This window comes from Candidatus Salinivivens marinus, assembly GCF_965655845.1.
Classification (GTDB): domain Bacteria; phylum Pseudomonadota; class Alphaproteobacteria; order Rhodobacterales; family Rhodobacteraceae; genus Salinivivens; species Salinivivens marinus.
This window is the reverse complement of the sequence record NZ_CBFHHX010000006.1, coordinates 56,085-81,663: the sequence shown is the minus strand read 5'-3', so window position 1 is coordinate 81,663 and position 25,579 is coordinate 56,085. Positions and strand designations below refer to the sequence as shown.

Annotated in this window: 22 protein-coding genes; 13 read left to right on the top strand and 9 right to left on the bottom strand. The window is 41.6% G+C overall.

The window, feature by feature from the left end:
- Positions 1–4: 4 nt before the first annotated feature.
- From ACTF5Q_RS06925 to ftsH, 6 genes are all read left to right on the top strand, one after another.
- Complete coding sequence (locus ACTF5Q_RS06925; protein ID WP_438953904.1) at positions 5–1,135, top strand: hypothetical protein; 1,131 nt, start codon at positions 5–7, stop codon at positions 1,133–1,135.
- On the top strand, positions 1,135–2,445 hold the full coding sequence (gene tolB, locus ACTF5Q_RS06920) for a Tol-Pal system beta propeller repeat protein TolB (RefSeq protein ID WP_438953903.1): 1,311 nt from the start codon (positions 1,135–1,137) through the stop codon (positions 2,443–2,445). Before ACTF5Q_RS06925 ends, tolB begins: the two co-directional genes overlap by 1 nt.
- Before the next feature lie 69 nt (positions 2,446–2,514).
- The gene (pal, locus tag ACTF5Q_RS06915; protein ID WP_438953902.1) at positions 2,515–3,015 is read left to right on the top strand and encodes a peptidoglycan-associated lipoprotein Pal; all 501 of its coding nucleotides are present in this window, start codon (positions 2,515–2,517) and stop codon (positions 3,013–3,015) included.
- Positions 3,016–3,036: 21 nt separating this feature from the next.
- On the top strand, positions 3,037–3,855 hold the full coding sequence (locus tag ACTF5Q_RS06910) for a tetratricopeptide repeat protein (RefSeq protein ID WP_438953901.1): 819 nt from the start codon (positions 3,037–3,039) through the stop codon (positions 3,853–3,855).
- Positions 3,856–3,864: 9 nt separating this feature from the next.
- A complete protein-coding gene (gene tilS, locus ACTF5Q_RS06905) occupies positions 3,865–5,142 on the top strand; it encodes a tRNA lysidine(34) synthetase TilS (RefSeq protein ID WP_438953900.1) in 1,278 nt (425 codons plus the stop codon).
- Positions 5,143–5,216: 74 nt separating this feature from the next.
- A complete protein-coding gene (ftsH, locus tag ACTF5Q_RS06900; RefSeq protein ID WP_438953899.1) occupies positions 5,217–7,142 on the top strand; it encodes an ATP-dependent zinc metalloprotease FtsH in 1,926 nt (641 codons plus the stop codon).
- Between the two features lie 51 nt (positions 7,143–7,193).
- On the opposite strand, the gene lpdA is transcribed toward ftsH, so the two are convergent.
- The 6 genes from lpdA to mdh form a co-directional block, all read right to left on the bottom strand.
- Positions 7,194–8,579 (bottom strand): dihydrolipoyl dehydrogenase, encoded by a 1,386-nt coding sequence (gene lpdA / locus ACTF5Q_RS06895; protein ID WP_438953898.1) that lies wholly within the window; start codon positions 8,577–8,579, stop codon positions 7,194–7,196.
- Between the two features lie 69 nt (positions 8,580–8,648).
- On the bottom strand, positions 8,649–9,878 hold the full coding sequence (gene odhB, locus ACTF5Q_RS06890; RefSeq protein ID WP_438953897.1) for a 2-oxoglutarate dehydrogenase complex dihydrolipoyllysine-residue succinyltransferase: 1,230 nt from the start codon (positions 9,876–9,878) through the stop codon (positions 8,649–8,651).
- 3 nt (positions 9,879–9,881) lie between these two features.
- Positions 9,882–12,845 carry a 2-oxoglutarate dehydrogenase E1 component gene (locus ACTF5Q_RS06885; RefSeq protein WP_438953896.1) on the bottom strand — a complete coding sequence of 988 codons (2,964 nt, stop codon included), beginning with the start codon at positions 12,843–12,845 and terminating at the stop codon, positions 9,882–9,884.
- 45 nt (positions 12,846–12,890) lie between these two features.
- Positions 12,891–13,781: a succinate--CoA ligase subunit alpha gene (gene sucD, locus ACTF5Q_RS06880; protein WP_438953895.1), complete on the bottom strand. Its 891-nt coding sequence runs from the start codon at positions 13,779–13,781 to the stop codon at positions 12,891–12,893.
- 4 nt (positions 13,782–13,785) lie between these two features.
- A complete protein-coding gene (sucC, locus tag ACTF5Q_RS06875; protein ID WP_153902518.1) occupies positions 13,786–14,979 on the bottom strand; it encodes an ADP-forming succinate--CoA ligase subunit beta in 1,194 nt (397 codons plus the stop codon).
- 231 nt (positions 14,980–15,210) lie between these two features.
- The gene (mdh, locus tag ACTF5Q_RS06870; protein WP_438953894.1) at positions 15,211–16,173 is read right to left on the bottom strand and encodes a malate dehydrogenase; all 963 of its coding nucleotides are present in this window, start codon (positions 16,171–16,173) and stop codon (positions 15,211–15,213) included.
- A 288-nt stretch (positions 16,174–16,461) separates the two neighbouring features.
- Between mdh and ACTF5Q_RS06865 the strand changes: the two genes are divergently transcribed.
- From ACTF5Q_RS06865 to ACTF5Q_RS06840, 6 genes are all read left to right on the top strand, one after another.
- On the top strand, positions 16,462–17,013 hold the full coding sequence (locus ACTF5Q_RS06865) for an NnrU family protein (RefSeq protein ID WP_164377043.1): 552 nt from the start codon (positions 16,462–16,464) through the stop codon (positions 17,011–17,013).
- Entirely contained in the window at positions 17,013–17,219 is a 207-nt protein-coding gene (locus ACTF5Q_RS06860; RefSeq protein ID WP_154034292.1) for a DUF1737 domain-containing protein, read from the top strand. Before ACTF5Q_RS06865 ends, ACTF5Q_RS06860 begins: the two co-directional genes overlap by 1 nt.
- Positions 17,220–17,321: 102 nt before the next feature.
- Positions 17,322–17,705: a succinate dehydrogenase, cytochrome b556 subunit gene (sdhC, locus tag ACTF5Q_RS06855; RefSeq protein ID WP_438953893.1), complete on the top strand. Its 384-nt coding sequence runs from the start codon at positions 17,322–17,324 to the stop codon at positions 17,703–17,705.
- A gap of 37 nt (positions 17,706–17,742) precedes the next feature.
- Complete coding sequence (gene sdhD / locus ACTF5Q_RS06850) at positions 17,743–18,084, top strand: succinate dehydrogenase, hydrophobic membrane anchor protein (RefSeq protein WP_438953892.1); 342 nt, start codon at positions 17,743–17,745, stop codon at positions 18,082–18,084.
- A gap of 10 nt (positions 18,085–18,094) precedes the next feature.
- The gene (sdhA, locus tag ACTF5Q_RS06845) at positions 18,095–19,906 is read left to right on the top strand and encodes a succinate dehydrogenase flavoprotein subunit (protein ID WP_438953891.1); all 1,812 of its coding nucleotides are present in this window, start codon (positions 18,095–18,097) and stop codon (positions 19,904–19,906) included.
- A gap of 10 nt (positions 19,907–19,916) precedes the next feature.
- Positions 19,917–20,696: a succinate dehydrogenase iron-sulfur subunit gene (locus ACTF5Q_RS06840; RefSeq protein ID WP_153693650.1), complete on the top strand. Its 780-nt coding sequence runs from the start codon at positions 19,917–19,919 to the stop codon at positions 20,694–20,696.
- A gap of 19 nt (positions 20,697–20,715) precedes the next feature.
- Here ACTF5Q_RS06840 and deoD read toward each other — a convergent pair whose 3' ends face one another.
- From deoD to ACTF5Q_RS06825, 3 genes are all read right to left on the bottom strand, one after another.
- Positions 20,716–21,426 carry a purine-nucleoside phosphorylase gene (gene deoD / locus ACTF5Q_RS06835; protein WP_438953890.1) on the bottom strand — a complete coding sequence of 237 codons (711 nt, stop codon included), beginning with the start codon at positions 21,424–21,426 and terminating at the stop codon, positions 20,716–20,718.
- 3 nt (positions 21,427–21,429) lie between these two features.
- Positions 21,430–21,876 (bottom strand): GNAT family N-acetyltransferase, encoded by a 447-nt coding sequence (locus tag ACTF5Q_RS06830; RefSeq protein ID WP_438953889.1) that lies wholly within the window; start codon positions 21,874–21,876, stop codon positions 21,430–21,432.
- Positions 21,877–21,965: 89 nt separating this feature from the next.
- Entirely contained in the window at positions 21,966–23,933 is a 1,968-nt protein-coding gene (locus ACTF5Q_RS06825) for a methylmalonyl-CoA mutase family protein (protein ID WP_438953888.1), read from the bottom strand.
- Between the two features lie 321 nt (positions 23,934–24,254).
- Here ACTF5Q_RS06825 and ccrA point away from each other — a divergent pair, with 321 nt between their 5' ends.
- Positions 24,255–25,532, top strand: a complete 1,278-nt coding sequence (gene ccrA / locus ACTF5Q_RS06820; RefSeq protein ID WP_153693681.1) for a crotonyl-CoA carboxylase/reductase — start codon at positions 24,255–24,257, stop codon at positions 25,530–25,532.
- Positions 25,533–25,579: the final 47 nt, after the last annotated feature.

The window sequence follows — 25,579 nt, the reverse complement described above, 5'->3', positions numbered from 1 at the left end:
CGAGATGCATGTTGGGCACTATATTTCAGGTGCAGCGCATCTTTCTTTTCTATTATGGCTTGTTATGGGGGATGTTTTTATCTCAAAACCGGAAGAAATCTCAATCACCTCAGTTTCTATTATTTCTGAGGAACAGTTCGCAAATCAATTAGCAAAGGATAGTAACCCACAGGTAAGTGATGAAATTGATATTCTAAATCAGATTGAACCTGACGAGCTAACGAATAATCCAACCATTTCAAAAATTGATTCAGAAGTTCCAGCGGTTTCTCCGAAAGTTCCCAATACCCCTAAGTTGGAGCAAGATAAGCTTGAAATACCTGAACAGATGCAGTCTGTGTCCCCTGAATTATCCAATGAGCCAGATCAGCCAGTTTTAAATAAAGATGATCTATCAGTGGAGTCAAATCTAGAGGCCAGTGAAACCCCAAGTCCAGTGATAGCGGATAGGGTCGCATCGGTCCCAGTTATGCCGGAAAACGAGGACGCATTCAATGACGATGTAATTGAAAGCTTAAGTCAAGTTCCCACTGACGAAGAAAAGCCAGATTTAGAATTAGAAGAAAAAATGCAATCTACACGCGGAGCGACAACTGAAATCATTACTGAACCGAAGAAAAAGCCATCTGGTGCACCAAAAAGTTCACTGCGACCGAAGGGAAGACCTCAAATCCAGCCGGATAACGAAGTAAAAGATACTGATAGTGTAGATCTTGCTGACGCTGTCAGTTCCGCATTAAGCGGTATTGAAAATGAACTGGAAAATTTAGAAAGCCCAGATGTCGTTTCCAGTGAATCGCCAGGCATAGAAACGATAAATGCGTCAGTTGGGAATGCTTTACTTAAGCAAATTGAGCCTTGTTGGAATGTTGATGTTGGAAACCAAAATGCCTATGTTAAGGTTACAGTACAATTTTCGTTGGATAAAAATGGTAAAATTGAACGCAATGAAATAAACCTTATTTCAAGTGAAGGAGGAGCAGGATCAGCAGTTCGCAGTGCATTTACAAATGCAAAGAAAACAATTTTTAAGTGTCAAAAGAAATGGGATGGATTTAATTTGCAAGATTTTGATTATGCGCAATGGCAACAGATTGTCCTCACATTCAATCCAGATCAGATGAGGAATAGATAATGTTTCGGCTTGTTTTTGCAGCATTCATAATTTTAAATTGCGGCGCGTTATTCGCGGCCCCACTGCGAATTGAGATAACGCAAGGCGTCATTGAGCCTATGCCCTTTGCCGTACCCGTATTTATCGCGGAGACCCCAAATGCTGTTGAAGTTGCGCGCAATTTGACCAACGTAGTTCGTAATGACCTTACTGGCACAGGTTTGTTTCGAGAAATTCCAACTTCTGCACACGTCGGTAAAATCACTGGTTTCTCCTCACCTGTTCAGTTTAGTGATTGGCAAGTCATAAATGCAGATGCGCTAATCACTGGCTCAGTCTCTGTGAACAACGGTGGTAAAGTCACAGTTATGTTCCGTGTATATGATGTGTTCTCGCAGCAAGAATTAGGCTCTGGCCTCAAATTCTCAGGGAATGCTAATAGCTGGAGGCGGATAGCTCACAAAGTAGCCGACGAGGTATATAGCCGTATCACTGGAGAAACGGGATATTTTGATAGTCGGATTGTTTTTGTTTCTGAGACCGGCGGTAAGGCACAACGAAGAAAAAGGTTGGCTTTGATGGATTACGATGGCGCAAATGTGAAATATCTTACCGATAGTAATTCAATAGTAATGGCTCCAAGATTTTCTCCGAAAGGAGACAAAGTTTTGTACACGAGCTATGCCTCCGGATTTCCCCAGGTTCAAATACTTAATGTTGGTAATGTTCGGAGTAGGCCACTAATTAATCAAGCTGGTACTATGACTTTTGCGCCTAGATTTTCTCCAAATGGTAACTCAGTACTCTACTCGTTAGAGAATGGTGGTAATGTTGATATTTATCGAATGCAACTGTCAAATGGAACAGTAAAACGCCTAACAAGATCGCCAGCAATTGAAACAGCACCTAGTTTTTCTCCTGATGGAAAACAGATTGTTTTTGAGAGTGATAGATCTGGCTCCCAACAATTATACATAATGTCCGCTAATGGAGGCGAGGCTCGACGAATAAGCTTTGGATCTGGCCGCTATGGCACACCAGTTTGGTCACCTAGAGGTGATATGATAGCTTTTACAAAGCAGAGTAAGGGTAGGTTTCACATTGGTGTGATGAGATTAGATGGTAGTGAAGAGAGATTATTAACTGCGTCATTTTTAGATGAAGGCCCAACTTGGTCTCCAAATGGACGTGTAATAGTATTTAGCCGATCGACCCAAGGGAGAAATGGAACTTCATCCCTTTATAGTGTAGATATCTCAGGCAGGAATTTGAAGCCTTTGATTACTCCAGAGGGAGCATCAGATCCATCATGGTCGCCTTTAGCGCGTTAGAAACTTATAGCACTTTTCAGATACTAATTTACAATGTAAACTTGTAATATCGAACATGGTAGGTGAAGTATGAAAAAGCTCAAAAATGCAATATTATTTACTGCTCTGGTGATGTTAACAGCATGCTCTAATTCAGGAAATCCCTTTGGCGGCAATTCTAATGATACATTCTTTGGAAATGATTTGGGAGATATCTCAAATCCTACATCTCCGGCTTATTTTCAACAAGCAATAGGTGATCGAGTGTTTTTTGCAATTGATCAATCTAACTTAAGTCCAGAAGCAATGGACCTGTTAAGTAGTCAAGCAACCTGGTTAATGACCAATGGTGATTATGAGATTATTGTTGAGGGTCATGCAGATGAACAAGGTACGAGGGACTATAATGTCGCGTTAGGTGCCAGACGAGCTAACTCTGTAAAAGAATATTTGAATTCGCTGGGCATCGCTGCAAGTAGAATACAAACCGTAAGCTATGGCAAAGAGCGCCCAATTGAGATCTGTAGTAATGAAAGCTGTTATTCGGTAAATCGTAGAGCTGTTACGGTCTTGAATAACTTGGGGTCCTGATAAATAATTTAGGAAAGCTTTATGCGGCTTCTTTATATAATTTTTTTCATACTTTTCGCTGGAGTTGCTTTTGCCCAGAATAAGGAGCAAACGCTTGCAGATGTGCGTCAGGATTTGACTATACTTTACATAGAGATGCTCAAACTTAAGAGAGAGCTATCCACAACTGGCGCTGCCTCACCTCAAGTTATTACCAGTGGCTCGAGTTTAGCTAGACTTGAAGCTATTGAGATTGAACTGCAAAGGTTAATTGCTCAAACCGAGGAATTGCAGTACCAGGTCGACAGAGTGGTTCGCGATGGAACAAGCAGAATAGAGAACTTAGAATTTCGACTTGTTGAACTCGAAGGTGGTGATGTTTCAAATATATCGGAAACGACTACTTTGGGTACATTGGTCGAATTGGAAGGTGCTATTGAATCTTCGATTGACAAAGTTACGTCAGAGCCTGAATTGGCCGTTGGTGAAAAAGCAGATTTTGACGCTGCTTCTGATGCTCTTGCAAATGGCGAATATGAATTAGCTACTGATCTATTCCAGCGTTTTTCGAATACTTATCCGGACAGTCCACTAAATGCGAAAGCATTACTTTCAAGAGGAATTGCCTTTGAGGAATTGGGTGAATTGAAGTCTGCAGCTAGAGCGTTTTTAAATAGCTACACTGACTTTCCAGAATCAGGTGTCGCACCCGAAGTTATGTTTAGATTAGGACAGACACTAGTAGATCTCGGTCAGATAGACGCGGGTTGTCAGATCCTGTCTCAAGTGCAGATTAGGTTTCCAGAGGCTCAAGAGACTGTTTTAGCATTAAATGCAATGAATGATTTACAGTGCCAGTAAGGTTAACCAGTGGGCTTTGATTTCGATGCAATTTCTAATAAGTTCAACGGTAAAATCGATAGTTTTTTAGACAGTCTCTCTAATAATCCGTCTGCTCTTGGTATCGCAGTTTCTGGTGGCAGTGATAGCCTTGGCCTATTGTATCTTATAAATTCTTGGCCCAATAAAAGAAATTTAAAAATCATAGTCCTTACCGTTGACCATAATTTGAGAGATGGATCATCTGATGAGGCATCGTATGTGGGTAAGTTATGCAAAAATCTTGGCCTTAAACATAAAACCTTATTGTGGGCGCGGGAGGATTTGAAAGGTAACTTATCCGCCAACGCTCGTGAAGCTCGATATTTTTTGATGCAAAAATCTCTTCCGTCTAGCGCGCTTTTACTAACGGGGCACACCCTAGATGACCAAGCTGAAACTTTTCTAATGCGACTGCGAAGAGGATCTGGAGTGGATGGGTTATCCAGCATGGCTGAGCGGAGTTATTTGTCCTTTGGTGGCGACGATATTATGATATTCAGGCCACTCTTAAAATTTGAGCGTCAAACTTTGAGAGATGTTTTAAACTTTCATGAAGTAAAGTGGCTTGAAGATCCAACAAATAGTGATGACGGTTTTGAAAGGGTCCGAGTGAGAAAATTGCTCACTAGTTTTGCAGAATTAGGTCTGGATAAGACTAAGATAAATAAAACGGCTTCGTTGATGCAAAGTGCTAAAACAGCATTGAACCATTTTGCAGTCGATTGTTATGAAAAATTTGGATCTTGCATGTATGGGGATATTATCTTCGATTTTGAGGAATTTTCTAACCTCCCTTTAGATATCAAAAGACGTTTGCTAGCTGCTGCACAACAATGGGTCTCCAGTCAGAAGTATCGCCCAAGGTTATCACAAATAGATGCATTGCTTGATTCTATTAACGAAAAGACCACCTTTTCAGGGTCCGGTACCATTTGCTACTTTCATGACAAAAGTATTAAAATAACCAGAGAATTGAATTCATGTGTAAATGAAGTAGAGGCGGCAAATGGTTTAATCTTCGATAATCGATGGGAATTAAGTACGTCGGCAAATTGTACGGAGTTTACTGTCAAATGCTTGGGTGAAAATGGATTTAAGTTTTTGGACGCAAATGTTCGGAAAGAGATCCCATATAAAACTATAATTGCGCTACCTGCGCTGTTTAAAGATAGCGCTTTGATAGATTTTCCGTTTTTAGACCCGCAATCAAAATTTTCTTTTAATTTTTGCAAACAACCATTTGATCAATTCTTACTAGACCATTGAACATAGCGAACTAATGTTTATGTATGTATTGAGAAACATCCACGATATTGTGGAAGTCATAAAGGAGAGCTCTGTTGAGCAATAATCGTAATATAGCCTTTTGGTTAGTTCTGTTTTTACTAATCGTTGTTTTGTTCAACGTTTTTAGTTCTGGCACTTCATCATTACAATCGCGCGAGATTAGTTATTCTGATTTCGTTGCATCAGTGGAGCGCGGGGAAGTTGCAACAGTCATTCTTGATGGAGAAAATATTCGTTTTAAAGGTGGGGATAATGTTGAATATGTAACAGTTCGACCCGCTGATACAAACGTCACCGACCTTCTGATTGCAAACCAGGTTGTAGTGCGAGCCGAAAAGCAAGAGCAATCTTTATTTCAGTCTTTCATAATGTCAATTTTACCGTTTTTGTTGCTGATTGGGGTATGGATTTACTTCATGAACCGAATGCAAGGAGGTGGCCGTGGCGGAGCCATGGGGTTTGGGAAAAGTAGAGCTAAGTTACTTACAGAAAAGCAGGGAAGAGTTACCTTTGACGATGTGGCTGGTATTGATGAAGCCAAAGAAGAGCTTGAAGAGATAGTCGAGTTTTTAAGGAATCCACAAAAATTTAGTAAACTAGGAGGTAAAATTCCTAGGGGCGCTCTCCTTGTAGGGCCTCCGGGCACTGGTAAAACATTACTCGCCAGAGCAATTGCCGGGGAAGCGGGTGTACCGTTCTTTACAATATCCGGTTCTGACTTCGTGGAGATGTTCGTTGGGGTAGGCGCCAGTCGAGTAAGAGATATGTTCGAGCAGGCTAAAAAAAATGCTCCATGTATTGTATTCATTGATGAGATCGACGCTGTTGGTAGAAATAGGGGCGCCGGTTATGGTGGTGGAAACGATGAACGTGAGCAAACCTTAAACCAACTTTTGGTTGAAATGGATGGTTTTGAAGAAAATGAAGGTGTCATAATCTTAGCAGCAACAAACAGGCGCGATGTACTTGATCCTGCACTACTGCGCCCCGGTAGGTTTGATCGCCAAGTTAATGTTCCAAATCCGGATATTAAGGGCAGAGAGAAAATACTGAATGTCCATGCAAGAAAGACTCCTTTAGGGCCGGATGTTGACTTGCGTTTGATAGCTAGAGGAACGCCTGGCTTTTCTGGCGCTGATTTAGCAAATCTGGTCAATGAAGCAGCACTAATGGCTGCTAGAATAGGCAGAACATTTGTGAGCATGGTGGATTTTGAGAACGCCAAAGACAAAGTGATGATGGGAGCCGAGCGGCGGTCTATGGTCCTTACAGATGATCAAAAGGAAAAGACAGCATACCACGAAGCTGGGCATGCGATTGTAGGACTGGAGCTTCCTCAGTGTGACCCCGTATATAAGGCAACAATCATTCCGCGAGGTGGAGCTTTAGGTATGGTCGTTTCATTGCCAGAAATTGACCGATTAAATTGGCATAAAGCTGAATGTGAAGAGAAGATGGCGATGACCATGGCCGGAAAGGCCGCTGAGATAATTAAATACGGGGAAGATAACGTATCAAACGGCCCCGCTGGAGACATCCAACAAGCATCTGGTTTAGCTCGTGCGATGGTACTTCGCTGGGGCATGTCCGAAAAAGTTGGAAATATTGACTACGCCGAAGCTCATGAAGGTTATTCGGGTAACACCGCCGGTCTTTCTGTGTCAGCTAATACTAAAGAGCTTATTGAAGTTGAAGTTAAAAGGTTTGTTCAAGAAGCATACGATCGTGCCTACAAAATTCTGAGTAAGAAGAAAACTGAATGGGAAAGACTAGCGCAGGGTTTACTTGAATATGAAACTTTAACAGGTGACGAGATAAAGAGAGTGATAAAAGGTGAACCGCCGCACGGAGATGATGACCTGGATGGTGATGCCGCGAAGTCTGATAGTGCAGTGAAAGAGTCGGTAATGGCGGTCCCAAAAACAAAGTCCCGGATAAAAGGCAAGAGTGGTGGAAAGATGACACCAGAGGCTACTTAAATTTAACTAACTATATGCCATTTTCCGGAATTTGATTTTAAATTTATGCCTTCATGCGTGGATAGGACCATCTCCGCATGCTAAGGCAGCCTCCCGAATTGCTTCAGAGTAGGTTGGATGTGCATGACATGTTAGAGCTATGTCCTGCGCAGCAGCACCGAACTCCATTGCCATGCATAATTCATGTATTAGATCGCCAGCTGCTGGACCAATAATGTGAGCACCTAAAATTCGGTCGGTCTCTGCGTCAGCTAGAATTTTTACAAAACCGTCTGCTGCAAAGTTAGCTTTCGCCCGTCCATTGCCCAAGAACATAAATTTTCCTACCTTGTAATTTTGTTTTGATGATTTTAGCTCGTCCTCCGTTTTCCCCACCGATGCGACTTCGGGCGATGTATAGATTACTCCTGGAATTATAGAATAATTAACATGTCCATGTTTTCCGGCTATTATTTCTGCGGCTGCGATACCTTCATCTTCTGCTTTATGCGCTAGCATCGGTCCCAGGACAGCGTCGCCTATCGCATAAATTCCATTTGCACTTGTTTTCCAACCATTATCTATCTCTATGTAGCCCTTTTCCGATACTGCAATACCTAGCTCTTTAATGCCCAGTCCGTTTGTAAATGGTTTTCTGCCTGTTGCGACTAAAACAATATCAGCTTCTATGGAGTGCTCACTTTCATCTGAATTTTTTTGATATAAAACATGCGCTTTGTTTTTTTTGCATATTGCAGACTTTACTGCCGCACCCATTACAAATTTAATTCCTTGCCTTTTTAATATATGCTGGAAGGATTTTTGAACCTCTGAATCCAAGCCTGGTGTAATATTATCCAGGTACTCAAGTACAGTTACATCCGATCCTAATCGTGAATAAACTGATCCCAGTTCTAAACCGATTACACCAGCTCCGATAATTACCATTTTCTCCGGTATTTTTTTAAGCTCGAGCGCACCAGTGGAACTTACAATGATCTTCTCGTCAATCTCTAATCCTGGAAGCGAGGAGGGTTCAGATCCAGAAGCGATTATTATATTTTTTGTCTCGTAAGTTTTGTCATTTACTTTAACATTACCTTGGGAGGGGATTTTGGCCCAACCTTTGATCCAGTCAATTTTGTTTTTCTTAAATAAAAACTCAATTCCTTTGGTATTTCCCGTTATTACCTCGTTTTTGTATGTTTGCATTTGATCCCAATCAACTGAAATTTTTTCTGATTTGAGACCCATTTTGGAGAAGTTATGTTGTGCTTCATGTAATTGATGTGACGCATGTAATAGTGCCTTAGATGGAATACACCCTACGTTTAAGCAGGTTCCACCGAGAGTTTCTCGACCCTCCACGCAGGCTGTCTTTAGCCCAAGTTGAGCGCAACGTATCGCTGCCACATATCCTCCGGGTCCACTACCAATAACTATTACGTCGTATGACATTTTTATTTCCTTAAATCTGAATGCAAGATGTGAAGTTTCCAGTGCTTAAATTCGCTCAGCTGAACCAATTTAAAGATCCATGAGTAATCGTCTTGGATCTTCTAGTGCTTCTTTTACCCTAACTAAAAATGTTACTGCTCCTTTGCCATCTACAATTCTGTGATCATAGCTCAAAGCCAGATACATCATTGGCCTAATTACTATCTCTCCATTTATGGCAACTGGTCTATCCTGAATCTTGTGCATACCTAGTATTCCAGATTGTGGGGGATTAAGTATGGGTGATGACATTAGAGAGCCATATACGCCTCCATTTGATATTGTAAATGTGCCATCTTGCATATCTGCCATTGAGAGGTTTCCGTCTCTTGCCCTTAATCCTTTTTCTGCAATCTGCTTCTCAATTTCAGAGAATGACATTCCATCTACATTTCGAATAACTGGCACTACTAAGCCCGTTGGCGTTCCAGTGGCAATTCCCATATTTACATAATTTTTATAAACGATCTCATCGCCATCAATTTCGGCATTTACCTCAGGAATTTCTTTAAGTCCTTGGCAACAGGCCTTTGTAAAAAAAGACATGAAGCCTAAACGTATACCATGCTTTTTCTCAAAGAGTTCTTTATATTCTTGTCGTAAATCTATAACAGCAGTCATATCAACTTCATTATATGTTGTTAACATTGCCGCCGTATTTTGACTGTCTTTCAACCTTTTTGCGATAGTTTGACGAAGTCGCGACATTTTTATGCGTTCTTCGCGCCCAATTGAATTTTGATTAGTAGATGTAGCGTTTACGGGAATTGATGCTTGCGATACTTTCTCAAGTGATTGGTTTTGTTCCCTGTCTAATATTGCGCTCTTAACATCTTCTTTCATTATTCTGCCCTGACGCCCGCTGCCTGTAATTTCATTTTGGGATATTCCTGCCTCAACCATAGCTTTTCTTGCAGATGGTGCTACTTGTACCTCAACATTTTTATGCTTCTGATCCGCCTCTATTTTATCGTCTGGCTCTCCGTTAGTTGCTTTTGGTTTTTCGGACACTGGTTTGCTGTCACTTTTAGCAGTCAGTACGGCCAACAAAGCATCCACTGATACAGTTTCTCCTTCGTCGGCAATAATTTCAGATAAAACACCGGAAATAGGGGCAGGCACCTCCACGGTTACTTTATCAGTTTCCAGCTCACATATCATTTCATCAATGGACACAAGTTCACCCGGTTTCTTAAACCAAGTGGCTACTGTGGCTTCAGTAACAGATTCGCCAAGTGTAGGTACTCTAATTTCTGTCATCGCTTAATGTCCCTCAAAGCTTAGCGCTTCATTAATTAGCGCTTCTTGTTGATTTTTGTGAGTTGAAGCCAGTCCTGTAGCTGGTGAGGCACTGGAAGCTCTGCCAATATAACGTGGACGACTGGCTGCAGCATTTATTCTACTGAGTACCCATTCCAGGTTTGGTTCCATAAATGACCAACCGCCTTGATTTTTGGGTTCTTCTTGGCACCAAACCATTTCAGCGTTTTTAAACCTTTCCAATTCTTTCACGGCTGAAATTGCGGGAAATGGATAAAACTGCTCAAATCGCAATATATATATATCGCTAATACCTCTCCTATCACGCTCTTCTAATAGATCATAATAAACCTTTCCTGAACACATAACGACACGTTTAATTTTCTTATCCGTTAATAGTTTTGTTTTACTCGATCCTCTTTCTGCATCATCCCACAAAACTCTGTGAAAACTAGAACCATCTGTAAAATCAGACTTGTCAGATACACAAAGTTTATGGCGGAGTAAGGACTTCGGTGTCAGCAAAATAAGTGGTTTTCTGAATGACCGATGTAGTTGACGTCGTAGGATATGGAAGTAGTTGGCAGGGGTTGAACAATTAGCCACAATCCAATTGTCCTGGCCACACATTTGCAAAAACCGTTCTAGTCTTGCTGAGCTGTGCTCGGGGCCTTGACCTTCAAAGCCATGGGGAAGCAAAACTACAAGGCCTGACATTCTAAGCCATTTACTTTCGCCAGAGCTTATGAATTGGTCAAACATTATTTGCGCCCCATTAGCAAAATCACCAAATTGAGCTTCCCACGCTACTAGGGCATTGGGTTCTGATAATGAGTAACCATACTCAAAGCCTAATACTGCGTATTCAGACAGCATTGAATCTATTACTTCATACCGTGCTTGCCCCTCAGCGATGTTATTTAATGGATAGAATCTGTCTTCATTATTTTGATTAATAATGCCAGAGTGTCGCTGACTAAAAGTGCCGCGCGTTGCATCTTGACCCGAGAGCCTAACAGGAAAACCCTCGTTAAGAAGTGAGCCAAATGCCAAAGCTTCAGCGGTTGCCCAGTCTAAGCCAGTGCCATCACTGAACATTTTCTTTTTATTTTCTAATATTCTAACAACTGTTTTATGAGCAGGAAAGTTATCCGGCAGATTTGATAAAGCATTGCCAACTTTCTCAAATGTTGCGTCAGAAATCGCAGTTTGTCCCCGCTGATAATCCTCCTTATTTCTATCTAAGTGTGCCCATCTTCCATCCAACCAGTCTGCTTTATTCGGTTTATAATTTTTTCCAGCTTCGAATTCTTCGTTTAAAAACGACTGAAATCCAGTTTTCAGATCTTCAATTTCACCCTCTGGTATTAGCCCATCCTTCACTAGCCGATCAGTATACAACGTCAAAGTTGTCTTTTGTGTCTTTATTTTTTTATACATTATCGGGTTCGTGAACATAGGCTCATCGCCCTCGTTATGACCAAACCTCCGATAACAAATTATATCTATAACAACATCTTTCTGGAATTTCTGACGAAATTCTGTTGCAACTTTTGCAGCATGAACTACGGCTTCTGGGTCATCACCATTTACATGAAAAATTGGCGCCTCTACCATTAGGGCTATATCTGTAGGATATGGAGAAGAACGACTAAAGTGTGGCGCTGTAGTAAAGCCAATTTGATTGTTTACGACTACATGTATTGTTCCACCTGTCTTATGGCCAACCAATCCTGACAGACCAAAACATTCAGCAACAACACCCTGACCAGCAAATGCAGCATCTCCATGGAGTAGCAATGGGAGAACTGCAGTCCTATTTTTATCATTTAATTGTTGTTGTTTGGCTCTAACTTTCCCTATGACTACTGGGTTTACTGCTTCAAGATGAGATGGATTTGCTGTTAAAGATAGATGAACTTTGTTCCCATCAAATTCTCTATCTGAAGAAGCACCAAGATGGTATTTTACATCACCAGATCCATCAACATCCTCCGGCTTAAATGAGCCTCCTTGAAATTCGTTAAAAATTGCCTTGTATGGTTTGCCCATCACGTTTGCCAGAACAGATAATCGTCCCCTGTGTGGCATTCCAATTACAATCTCTTTGATGCCCAAAGCACCACCGCGTTTTATTATTTGCTCCAAAGCTGGTATTAGCGCCTCTCCACCGTCGAGACCAAATCTTTTTGTGCCCATGTACTTGACGTGAAGGAATTTTTCGAAGCCCTCAGCTTCAACTAACTTGTTCAAGATGGCCTTTCTGCCCTCTCTGGTAAATTTTATTTCTTTCCCATATCCTTCTATTCTTTCTTTTAACCAAGCAGACTGTTCAGGATCTGAAATGTGCATATACTGGAGTGCAAAAGTACCGCAGTAGGTTCGACGCACCAAATCAATTATTTCACGCATGGATGCAATTTGAAGGCCTAACACATTGTCAATGAAAATAGGTCTATCTAGGTCTTCATCTTTAAACCCATAGGATTTTGGGTCTAATTCAGGATGGATTTTTTCATTTCTTAGCCCGAGAGGATCGAGATCTGCCACAAGGTGTCCACGAATTCGATGAGCCCTTATGATCATTATGGCTCTTATGCTATCAAGAACTGCCCTTTCAACTGCATCATTACTTAAAGTTATATTTGCCTCATTTGCCTTTGCATTTATTTCTTGACCGGCTCTAACTGCAAATTCAGGGTCAGTATTCCATTCGTTCATTAACGCATTAGTTAATTCATCATTCGGTTGTCGCGGCCAATCCTGTCGCGTCCAGCTTGGTTTAAACGAGCTTTCCGAAGGTTCACTAGCATTGGACTCAAGAGACTGAAAAAATGCCTGCCATGCACTGTCAACAGAATTTTGATTTTCCTTGAAGTTTAATCGCAAATTCTCCAAGTATTCTGCATTCTGACCCTGCATAAATGACGATCCGTGAAAGAATTCGTTAGAAGATTGCTCGTTCATTTTTATACCTATTCAAAGCTATTATTAATACGATAAACTTTTGATTTATTTTTTGTTGTCTATTGCCTTTAAGACAGCTTCACCCAATTCTGCGGGACTTTCTGCAACAATAATCCCAGCAGATCGCATTGCTTCTATTTTGTCGTCAGCACCACCTTTGCCTCCGGCGACAATTGCACCGGCATGCCCCATGCGGCGACCTGGTGGAGCAGTGCGGCCAGCAATAAAACCTGCAACTGGTTTTTGTCGGCCACGCTTAGCCTCTTGTTTTAAGAAATCGGCGGCTTCTTCTTCAGCAGAACCTCCAATTTCACCAATCATTATAATGCTCTCGGTTTCATCATCTGATAGAAACCATTCCAAAACGTCTATATGCTCTGTTCCCTTTATGGGATCACCGCCTATTCCCACACATGTCGATTGTCCTAATCCTACATCTGATGTTTGTTTAACGGCCTCGTAAGTTAGTGTTCCAGATCGTGACACGACACCAACGGACCCTTCGCGGTGAATATGACCTGGCATTATACCAATTTTACATGAGCCCGGGGTAATTACACCGGGACAGTTTGGTCCGATTAAAGTTGATTTTGAGGTTTCCAGTGCCCGCTTAACTTTAACCATGTCTAAGACTGGTATTCCCTCAGTAATTGCAACTATAAGTTCGATTTCAGCGTCTATTGCTTCCAGGATCGAGTCGGCGGCGAATGGTGGTGGCACGTATATCACGCTTGCATTTGCCCCAGTAGCACTTTTTGCTTCATGAACTGAGTTAAAAACAGGCAACCCAATATGTTTTAAACCACCTTTGCCAGGAGTGACCCCTCCGACCATATTTGTACCGTATTCGATGGCCTGTTCACTATGAAATGTACCTTGTGACCCTGTAAACCCTTGGCAAATTACCCTGGTGTTTTCATTAACTAGAATTGCCATCGTTTTACCCTTTTACCGCTTTAACTATTTTCTCGGCGCCGTCTTTTAAATTATTAGCTGCAATTACATCTAAGCCTGATGAGTTTATGATTTTATTTCCTGCCTCTACATTTGTTCCTTCTAATCTGACAACTAGTGGCACCTTTAAGCCTACTTCTTTGACCGCGGCTACAACGCCCTCGGCAATCACGTCGCATCTCATGATCCCCCCAAAAATATTTACTAAAATACCTTTAACGTTTGGATCTGATGTTATTATTTTGAACGCTTCAGTGACTTTCTCTTTTGTTGCACCACCACCCACGTCCAAGAAATTTGCTGGCTCGGCCCCATACAACTTAATAATGTCCATGGTGGCCATCGCTAACCCGGCGCCGTTGACCATGCAGCCAATCTCACCATCCAAAGCAATGTAATTCAAATCATATTTTGAAGCTTCTAATTCCTTTGGATCTTCTTCCGTAGTGTCGCGCAGCTCTGCTATATCTGCATGTCTATATGTTGCATTTCCATCAAAGCCCATTTTTGCATCCAAACATTTTAGATCTCCAGAGCCAGATACAATTAATGGATTGATTTCTAACATCTCCATATCTTTATCAACAAAGAGGTTATAAAGGGTGCTCATTAACGAGACACACTGCTTTAATTGTTTACCTTCCAGCCCCAACATGAAAGCTATCCTCCGGCCATGATATGGTTGAAATGATGTGGTCGGATCTATTGAGAATGATAAGATTTTTTCTGGAGAAGTTGCGGCAACGGCTTCAATATCCATTCCACCCTCGGTAGAGCATACAAATGAAATTCTGCTTGATTGACGATCTACCAAAATAGCTAGATATAATTCTCTGGTGATGTCAGAGCCATCCTCAATATATACTCGATTTACTTGTTTGCCGATCGGACCGGTCTGGTGGGTAACCAAGGTGCGGCCAAGCATTTTCTTTGCTTCGGAGGCAGCTTCTTCCACTGATTTGGTAATTCGTACCCCGCCTTTAGTTCCGGCATCTGTTTCTAAAAAAGAACCTTTGCCGCGCCCTCCCGCGTGGATCTGAGCCTTTACCACCCAAAGTGGACCATCTAGTTCACCTGCTGCAGTTTTAGCATCCTCTGACTTAAGGACAATTCTTCCATCCGAAACGGGTGCGCCATAGCTTCTAAGTAGAGCTTTTGCCTGGTATTCGTGAATATTCATATTTATTTTCCTGATTTACCTTGATCGTCAAAAGGCCATTAAGACACTGAAGTTTCTACTAAATTTTTGAAAATTTTATGAAATAAATAATAATTCATAGATATGTGATCACAATCATAATTTTGTGATCACATAGTTGATCAATAAGGTTTATCAATATTGGTTAAATGCCTATATCCCCGTATTTAAGCGGGGCAATTTTGACTCAGGGATCAACATAAGTGATCCTATTTAATTGAGCGAATTATCTATTGCTTTACATGCTGAAACTAAACTTTTTACTGATTCGACAGAACTATTGAACATGTCGAGTTCGTCTTTAGTGAGCTTGATGTCTACGATACGCTCGATACCCTCGCGTCCAATAATAGTTGGAACGCCCACATACATGTTGGAAACCCCTAGTTCGCCCTTGCAGTAAGCCGCGCAGGGTAGTAACCGTTTTTGATCTTTCAGATATGCCTCAGCCATTTCAATTGCTGAGGTAGCGGGAGCGTAGTAAGCAGAGCCGGTCTTAAGTAGTCCAACTATTTCGGCGCCGCCGTCTCGTGTTCTTTGAATAATGTTATCTATTCGCTCCTGGGTAGTCCAACCCATTTCAACAAGGTCTGGCAATGGAATACCGGCAATCGTTGAATACCGCGGTAATGGCACCATTGTATCGCCATGTCCACCCAGAACAAAAGCTGTCACATCCCGCATGGACACGTTGAATTCAACGGACAAAAAGTGACGAAATCGAGCGCTGTCCAATACCCCTGCCATCCCGCATACCTTATTTTCAGGTAATCCAGAAAATTCTCTCAATGCCCAGACCATTGCATCCAAAGGGTTGGTTATGCAGATCACAAACGCATTGGGTGCGTGAGAGCTAATTCCTTCACCGACTGATTTCATAACTTTTAGGTTTATACCAAGCAGATCATCTCGGCTCATACCCGGTTTCCTTGCAACTCCAGCTGTCACAATGCATACATCGGCGCCTGCTATATCTTCATATGATTGTGTTCCCTTTAAAGCCACGTCAAAGCCCTCGGATGGTCCGGCTTCTGCAATATCCAGAGCTTTGCCATTTGGGATACCTTCTGCGATATCAAACAAAATAACATCGCCTAGTTCTTTGATTGCTGCAAGATGTGCTAAAGTTCCACCAATTTGTCCCGCACCAATAAGAGCGATTTTAGATCTAGCCATAGAAAACTCCGGTACTGCTAATAAGAAAATCCACTGAAGCTCTAGACTTTTTAACCTACTTTCGCAAGGTATCTGTCAGAGTTAGACATCTTTTTAATATAATTTTTTTTAATTACAGCTTTACAAACTTATTTGTGACTTCTAACGATTTTTTATTGTAAATTTAAATGCAGCCGAACATTTTAGTTTCTTCCGGTATTTTGTAAATTTTACCATTACTCGACATTGAATTTGTCTACGTTTAATACCGAATTAAATGGATCTAATTTTAAGCAAAAGAGAGAACTTATGACACTTTTAATATTTGGAAATATTCTTTGGATAATTGCACATACATTCAAGCGCTTATTGCCGAATTTCAGGAATTCCTTAGGAAATGCTGGCAAGGGTGCCGTTGCTTTCTTGATAATCATATCATTGGTACTCATGATCTTAGGTTATAGATCTGCCGAGTACATCGGCGTTTGGACACCTCCACAATTTTTCCTTCATATTAATAACTTAATGATGGTTGCAGCTGTTTTTGTATTTGCAATCGGTCATACAAAAGGTCGCTTACGAGGTCGTTTGCGCCATCCAATGCTTACATCTGTAAAAATTTGGGCTCTTGCACACCTTTTGGTAAATGGTGATTTGGCATCGATAATTCTATTTGGTTCAATGTTGGCGTGGGCTGCAATGGCTGTAGTTTTAATAAACAAATCTGAAACATGGGAGCGACCAGAACCCGGTGAGGCAAAAAAGGATGCAGTTCTGGTGGTTATAGTATTGTCTGTATATGTTTTAGTTTCGGGTATTCATTGGGCTTTAGGTGTTTGGCCATTCCCGGGAGCTGCGTAGTGGCACAGCTATATAGATTGCTTACAGGCGAAGACAGTTCTGAGTTTTGTCACAAGGTGAGTTTAGCATTGGCAAGAGGTTGGTGTCTTTACGGGGATCCTCAGTATAGTTATGACGGTCAAACCAGTAAGATGCGTTGTGCTCAAGCTGTGATCAAGAATGTTAGTCAGGACTACGATGCAGACATGAAGTTGGGAGAACAATGAAATATAATCTTAGCCTCTGGCCCTAATTAAAAATTTAATCTATGTATTGTTCCCGCAATAAGTCCATAACACAACTTCTGCTTGATAGGTATAAGCCCAACAATGTCGACTTCAAAGAGTAATCAACGCCCACTGTCACCGCATCTATCAGTTTATAAATGGCAGTTGCATGCTATTACTTCAATTCTTACGAGGATTACTGGTAATGCACTGATTGTTGGCGTTATACTATTTGTGAGTTGGTTACTTGCTGCAGCTACTTCTGATGCTAGTTTTCGGGCTGTAAATGCGATAATTTCGAGTTGGTTTGGCAAGCTGATTTTAATTGGATCTCTCTGGGCCCTTTGGTATCACACTTTAGCAGGCATTAGGCATCTTATTTGGGATCACGCGGTATGGCTTGATATTAGAAAATCAAGACTTTTAGGCTGGTCTGTGGTGATTGGCTCCTTTGCTTTGACCTTCGTAACCGTTTTATTTTTGTGAACTCATTGTACATTAATTATATTAAGGTATCAGATAAATGACATTCAAAATGATTAAAACAGGAACCTCGCACTTTAGAGCCATGAAAATTAGCTCTATGATATTAGTACTGCTGATCCCACTTTTTTTATTTACAATAGCACCTATTGTTGGTGAAAAACGTGAAATAATTCTGGCGAAACTTGAACAGCCTATTTATGCGCTTATCGTCGCATTAACTTTTACAGTAGGTCTGCTACATTTTAAAAGTGGAGTTCAGGTTTTGATAGAGGATTATGTGCACGGAAGTATGAGCAAAGTATGGATAAATATTACCATTGCCTTATCTTATCTGTTGATTGGACTAACACTTTTTGCGTTGACTAAAATATTGTTATAGGGACTTTTCATTGAAAGCATATTCTCATGAAATCCACGAGTATGATGTAGTTGTTGTGGGCGCCGGTGGCTCAGGACTTCGTGCAACTTTGGGCATGGCTGAGCAAGGTCTCAAAACAGCTTGCATAACAAAGGTTTTCCCTACTCGTTCGCATACCGTAGCGGCACAAGGTGGCATAGCGGCTTCACTTGGAAACATGGGTCCTGATCATTGGCAGTGGCATATGTATGATACGGTTAAAGGCTCGGATTGGCTTGGTGACACCGATGCTATGGAGTATTTGGCTAGAGAAGCACCTAAGGCTGTATATGAGCTGGAACACTATGGGGTTCCTTTCAGTAGAACTGAAAAGGGTGAGATTTATCAACGTCCGTTTGGCGGTCATACGACAGAATTTGGTGACGGACCGCCAGTTCAAAGAACGTGTGCGGCGGCGGATAGGACCGGTCATGCAATCCTGCATACATTATATGGTCAATCACTGAAGCAGAACGCTGAATTCTATATTGAGTACTTTGCTGTTGATTTGATAATGGCCGAAGATGGGCGCTGCCAAGGTGTTGTTTGCTGGAAGTTGGATGATGGGTCCTTCCATGTGTTTAACTCGAAAATGGTTGTCCTCGCAACCGGTGGCTACGGGAGGGCGTATTTTAGCGCAACATCAGCTCATACATGTACCGGTGATGGTGGTGGCATGATTGCTCGTGCTGGACTTCCGCTTCAAGATATGGAGTTTGTACAATTTCACCCAACCGGCATTTATGGTTCAGGCTGTTTAATTACAGAAGGGGCTCGAGGTGAGGGTGGTTATTTGACGAATTCAGAGGGAGAACGTTTCATGGAGCGGTACGCTCCACATTATAAAGACTTAGCTCCCAGAGATTACGTAAGCCGCTGCATGACTATGGAAATTCGTGAAGGTCGAGGCGCGGGTAAGTCAGGAGATCACATACATCTTAATCTGAGTCATTTACCAGAAGATGCGCTTGCGGAAAGGCTTCCTGGCATTTCTGAGTCTGCAAAAATTTTTGCTGGAGTCGATGTTACCAAAGAGCCAATACCAGTGCTCCCAACGGTTCATTATAACATGGGCGGTATCCCCACAAATTATTGGGGTGAGGTTTTGAGTCCTAAACCAGAAAACCCAAATGAAATTGTGCCAGGCTTAATGGCTGTTGGCGAAGCTGGTTGCGCTTCAGTTCATGGGGCTAATAGATTAGGTTCTAATTCTTTAATTGACCTCGTGGTTTTTGGAAGAGCAGCGGCAATAAAAGCTGGTGAAGTTGTAGATTCAAGTTCATCTAATCCAGAACTAAATAAGCTATCAATTGACCAAGCTTTTGATCGTTTTGACAATCTCCGTTATGCGAAAGGTGAAATTCCGACAGCTGACCTCAGGTTGCAAATGCAAAAAACCATGCAAGAGGATGCGGCTGTTTTTAGAACATCAGAGACGCTCGCGAATGGTGTCAAAAAGATGAATAAAATTGCATCTGATGTAAAAGATTTGTCAGTTACCGACAGAAGTCTAGTCTGGAATAGTGATTTGATGGAAACATTAGAGCTTACAAATCTAATGCCGAACGCATTAAGTACTATTTGGGGTGCTGAAGCCAGGAAAGAAAGTCGAGGTGCACACGCTCATGAAGATTTTGCGAGTCGTGATGATGAAAAATGGCGTGTACATACGATCGCAAGATTTTCTGACAACGCAAATTCAATTGATTTAAGCTATCGGCCTGTAATAAAAGAGCCTCTTTCGTCCGAAGAGCAGGGAGGCATAAGTTTGGAAAAAATAGCACCAAAAGAGCGGACATTTTAGAGGTTATGGCATGGTACAACTAACACTTCCAAAGAATAGTAGAATAAAGAAGGGCAAAACTTGGCCAAAGCCTGAAGGAGCTAACAATTTACGCGTCTTTAACATTTATCGTTGGTCGCCAGATGATACAAAAAACCCTAGCTTAGATACTTACTTCGTAGATATTGATAACTGTGGTCCAATGATTTTGGATGCTTTAATAAAAATTAAAACAGAGATAGACCCGACCCTTACGTTCCGTAGATCTTGTCGTGAAGGGATTTGTGGATCATGTGCTATGAGTATAGATGGTATTAATACTTTGGCATGCATTCATGGAATTGACGACATAAAAGGGGATATAAATATTTACCCTCTACCTCATATGCCTGTGATTAAAGACCTTATTCCTGATCTAACTCATTTTTATGCCCAACATGCCTCGATAATGCCATGGTTAGAGACCAAATCCAACAGGCCGGCAAAGGAGTGGAAACAGTCTATCGAAGATAGGAAGAAATTGGATGGCCTATACGAATGCGTAATGTGTGCATCGTGTTCGACCTCATGTCCATCTTATTGGTGGAATAGTGATAAGTACCTAGGTCCTGCTGCTTTGCTTCACGCTTATCGTTGGATTATTGACAGCAGAGATGAGGCGACCGGCGAACGCCTGGGTGAGCTTGAAGACCCGTTTAAACTATATCGCTGTCATACAATAATGAATTGCACAAATACATGTCCAAAGGGACTTAATCCTGCCAAAGCAATAGCTGAGGTAAAAAAAATGATGGTAGAGAGAAGTTTTTAGCGAAAACTTTTATGACGTTTTATTTGGCTGGAAACGCTGCTGCCAGAGCCACATCGATCATTTGAGCAAATGTCTTTTCTCGTTCATCAGATGGCAGGGCCTCTCCCGTCTGAAGATGATCAGATACAGTTAAGATTGCAAGCGCTTTTCTATTAAAACGCGCAGCTAAAGTATATAGTTCAGCCGCCTCCATCTCTACAGCCATAATACCATGTCTGACCATTTGCTCATTAAGATCTGGTCTTTCGTCATAGAAAGTGTCTGAAGAATAAATATTTCCAACGTGGGTTTTAATGCCTTTACTCTTTGCAAAATTATAAGCTTTATGCAGAAGTTCAAAATCTGCACATGGAGAAAAGCTTACTTCTTTCATTATAGTAGAAGAAGGCGTTGATATGTAACTGGTAGTTTGTGCAATGACTATATCGCGAATATTTATATTTGGCTGCATTCCGCCGCATGAACCAATTCTAATTAAAGTTTTTACATCATAATCCCTTATGAGTTCATTCGCATAAATTGAAAGGGAAGGCATTCCCATACCACTGCCCTGTATAGTAACGCGGTTTCCATTGAAAGATCCTGTGTAGCCAAACATTCCTCGAACCTGGTTTACGAGACGAGGAGACGTCAGAAAGTTTTCTGCCACCCATTTTGCTCGCATTGGATCTCCCGGTAAAAGAACCGTTTCGGCGATTTCATCATTTTTAGCTCCAATGTGAGTAGTCATTATTTACCTTTGGTATTTTACGAATGGGGTTAAAGATGCAATTTGATCGTATAATTTCCGTGCATCATGATTAAATTCTTGCGTCATCCAGTAGACCGACGAAGTTCCATTTTCATCGGCCGCCTCGTAGACAGATTGAATTAAAGCTTTTGCAACACCATGACGCCGCATTTCTTTCAGCGTGAATAAGTCTTGCAAATAGCATACATCTTCCGTCCGCCAGTTGTGAGCATGAAAAATATAATGTATTAGCCCGTGTAGCTTATCTCCACTGTAAGCAACTAAACAGCATTGATTTTTGTTATCTCTATTGATTAGTCGAGAGAAGGTTTCAGAGTATATTTCCAGTGGCAGTTTCGTTTCGTAAAACCTCAAATATTCTCCCCAGATAAACTGCCATTGATCCCTGTCTTGCTCTTCTAGTGGTCTAATATTGAAACTTTTAGTCATCGTTTGGCCTGTTTTTCTGAAGTATTTTATCTATCATACACCAGAATAAACATCCAAGCTTTTTTGAGAAGGTCTCTGCAATGGCAAAGTTATTCAGCTGCTACTCGTTGGGGATCTGCGAGCTCCACTATATCAATCATTATAGAATTTAGCTCAAAGTCTTTTGGAGTGTAAACTTTAGACACGCCCATTGCTTTAAGTGCAGTGGCGTCTTCGTCAGGGATTATTCCTCCAACTACCAATGGAATATGGTTCAAATTCGCTTTTGACAGCCTTTCTAATGTTTCTTTTACTAACGGTATGTGGCTTCCAGATAGAATAGATAGCCCAATAACATGTGGTTGTGTTTCTAGAACTGCATCAACCAGTTGCTCTGGCGTTAAGCGAATTCCCTGATATTCTATTTCCATTCCACAATCTCTGGCACGAAAAGCAATTTGTTCGGCACCGTTTGAATGCCCATCGAGACCAGGCTTTCCCATAAGAAACTTTAATCTTCGTCCTAGTTTGTCAGATACTAAGTCTACAGCCGAACGTATTTCATCCAAGCCATCAGTTTTGTTTGATTTCGATTTTGACAGGCCAGTAGGTCCGCGGTATTCACCATATACTGATCGCATAATCGCAGCCCATTCCCCGGTTGTTACGCCGGCTTTAGCAGCGTTTACCGAAGCAGGCATAATATTATCGCCGTTCTTTGCAGCATCATTAAGCTCAGCTAGTGCTTTTTCTACTACTTCAGCATTTCTTCCGTCGCGCCACTGATTTAGTCTATCAATCTGTTCATTTTCGACTGCTGGATCAACAATCATAATACCCTTGTCACCTGTAGTAAGAGGAGACTCTTCGGTGGATGTATATTTGTTTACACCAACAACAACTGTTTCATTCGTTTCAATTTTGTTGAGCCGGTCTGCATTTGAATCCACGAGCCTTGATTTCATGTATTCGATTGCTTGAACTGCACCTCCCATACTATCAAGGTTTGCCAATTCGTGACGCGCACCATCTTTTAAAATTTTAACTTTTTCTTCAACTGCTGGATTATTATCAAATAGATCCTCGTACTCGAGTAAGTCTGTCTCGTATGCCATAATTTGTTGCATTCGCATTGACCACTGCTGATCCCAGGGACGTGGTAAACCCAATGCCTCATTCCAAGCAGGCAGTTGAACAGCTCTTGCTCTAGCCTTCTTTGACAAGGTTACAGCTAGCATCTCGATTAGAATTCGGTAAACATTGTTTTCAGGCTGTTGCTCTGTCAATCCTAAAGAGTTCACTTGTACGCCGTATCTGAAACGGCGATACTTTGGGTCAGAAACACCATATCTCTTTGTGCAAATCTCATCCCATAGATCTACGAAAGCGCGCATTTTGCACATTTCTGTCACAAATCGAATGCCCGCATTTACAAAAAACGAAATTCTTCCCACGAGCTGTGGAAACTCCTTTTTGGAAACACGTGGGCGCAATTCATCCAAAACCGCGGTGGCTGTTGCTAATGCGAATGCAAGCTCCTGTTCTGGAGTGGCGCCTGCTTCTTGTAAATGGTAAGAACAAACATTCATTGGGTTCCATTTTGGGATTTCTGAATAACAGTATTCTGCAACATCACCTATTAGCTTTAGAGAAGCTTGAGGTGGGCAAATGTATGTTCCTCTGCTAAGGTATTCTTTAATTATATCATTCTGAACAGTGCCTTGTAGTTTTCGGATGTCAGCTCCTTGTTCCTCAGCTACCGCTATGTACAGAGCTAGAAGCCATGGAGCTGTAGCATTAATGGTCATCGAAGTATTCATTTGATCCAAAGGGATTTGGTCAAATAAGGTTCTCATATCTCCAAGATGACATACGGGTACACCAACTTTTCCAACCTCACCGCGGGCAAGCAGATGATCACTGTCATATCCTGTTTGAGTTGGAAGGTCGAAAGCTACCGAAAGTCCAGTTTGCCCCTTGGCTAGATTTGATCTGTAGAGTTGGTTCGATGCTAAGGCTGTTGAATGTCCAGCGTAAGTTCTAATAAGCCACGGACGATCTTTTGTAGTTTGTGACATCTAAAACTCCTTGAGTATTCTTTTCGAAATAATCTTAGACTTGGAGGGTAGATAATGAAATATTATGTCGGAGTCAATTCGCTGCATCGCGGCAAAAGATATTGAACGCTTTTTAGCAGGATATTTTAATCGATATTGAAACAAAATCTTTTTTAAACCCTCAACTGAGCTACTACTTAATATGGTTCGTATTTTGAAAAAGCAATAAAATTACAAATTAGATACAATAAAAGTTGCAATCTTTCGTGGAGAATTATAATGCTTGCGGCAGATATGATTCTGCATTGCGGCAATCATGAGAAATTTAATATGGAGATGATTATGGCCTTAGACGCTGACGTTGCATACCCAACCTATGATGCACCAGAAAAAGATTTATATGAGTTAGGTGAAATACCTCCATTTGGATATGTTCCAAAACAAATGTATGCATGGGCAATACGCCGAGAAAGGCATGGTGAGCCAGAAAAGGCCTTTCAAGTAGAAGTTGTTGATACACCACTGCCATCTGGTAACGAGGTATTAGTGCTAGTTATGGCTGCAGGCGTCAATTATAATGGCGTTTGGGCTGGTTTGGGAGTGCCCATATCGCCTTTTGACGGTCACAACGCAGAGTATCATATCGCTGGCTCTGATGCATCAGGTATCGTTTGGGCCGTAGGTGATAAAGTGCGTAACTGGAAAGTTGGTGACGAAGTTGTAATTCATTGTAATCAAGATGATGGCGACGACGAAGAATGTAATGGTGGTGACCCTATGTATTCAACAAGTCAGCGCATTTGGGGATATGAAACTCCAGACGGGTCTTTTGCTCAATTTACTAGCGTGCAAGCTCAGCAGCTTTTACCACGACCTAGACATTTAAGTTGGGAAGAAAGTGCCTGCTATACTTTGACACTAGCCACAGCCTACAGAATGCTGTTCGGTCACGATCCACATGAATTAAAGCCTGGACAGAATGTTTTGGTATGGGGTGCATCTGGAGGACTTGGTTCATATGCGATCCAGTTAGTTAAAGCGGCCGGTGGTAACGCAATCGGAGTAATATCTGATGAAAGTAAGCGAGACTTTGTCCTCGGCCTGGGAGCAAAAGGTGTTATTAATCGGAATGACTTCAAATGCTGGGGTCAATTACCCACTGTAAATACTCCAGAGTACGCTGAATGGTTCAAAGAAGTTCGTAAATTTGGTAAGGCAATATGGGACTTCACTGGTAAGGGTAATAATGTAGATATAGTTTTTGAGCATCCTGGTGAAGCGACTATTCCTGTTTCAACATTTGTCTGTAAAAAAGGAGGAATGGTCGTGATTTGTGCTGGCACCACCGGTTATAACTGCACGTTTGACGTGAGGTATTTATGGATGCACCAAAAGAGAATCCAGGGCAGTCACTTCGCTCACTTAAAGCAAGCAGCTTCTGCAAATAGGCTGATGGTCGAGCGTCGCCTTGATCCATGTATGTCAGAAGTGCTTCCGTGGGATCAAATTCCTCAGGCCCATACTAAAATGATGAAAAATGAACATAAACCAGGAAATATGGCAGTTTTAGTACAAAGCCCGCGTATTGGTCTATCGACATTTGAAGAAGTAATTAAATAAGAGAACCAAGCTGGCTTAAGCCAGCTTGAAACTACTTTGTACAATTT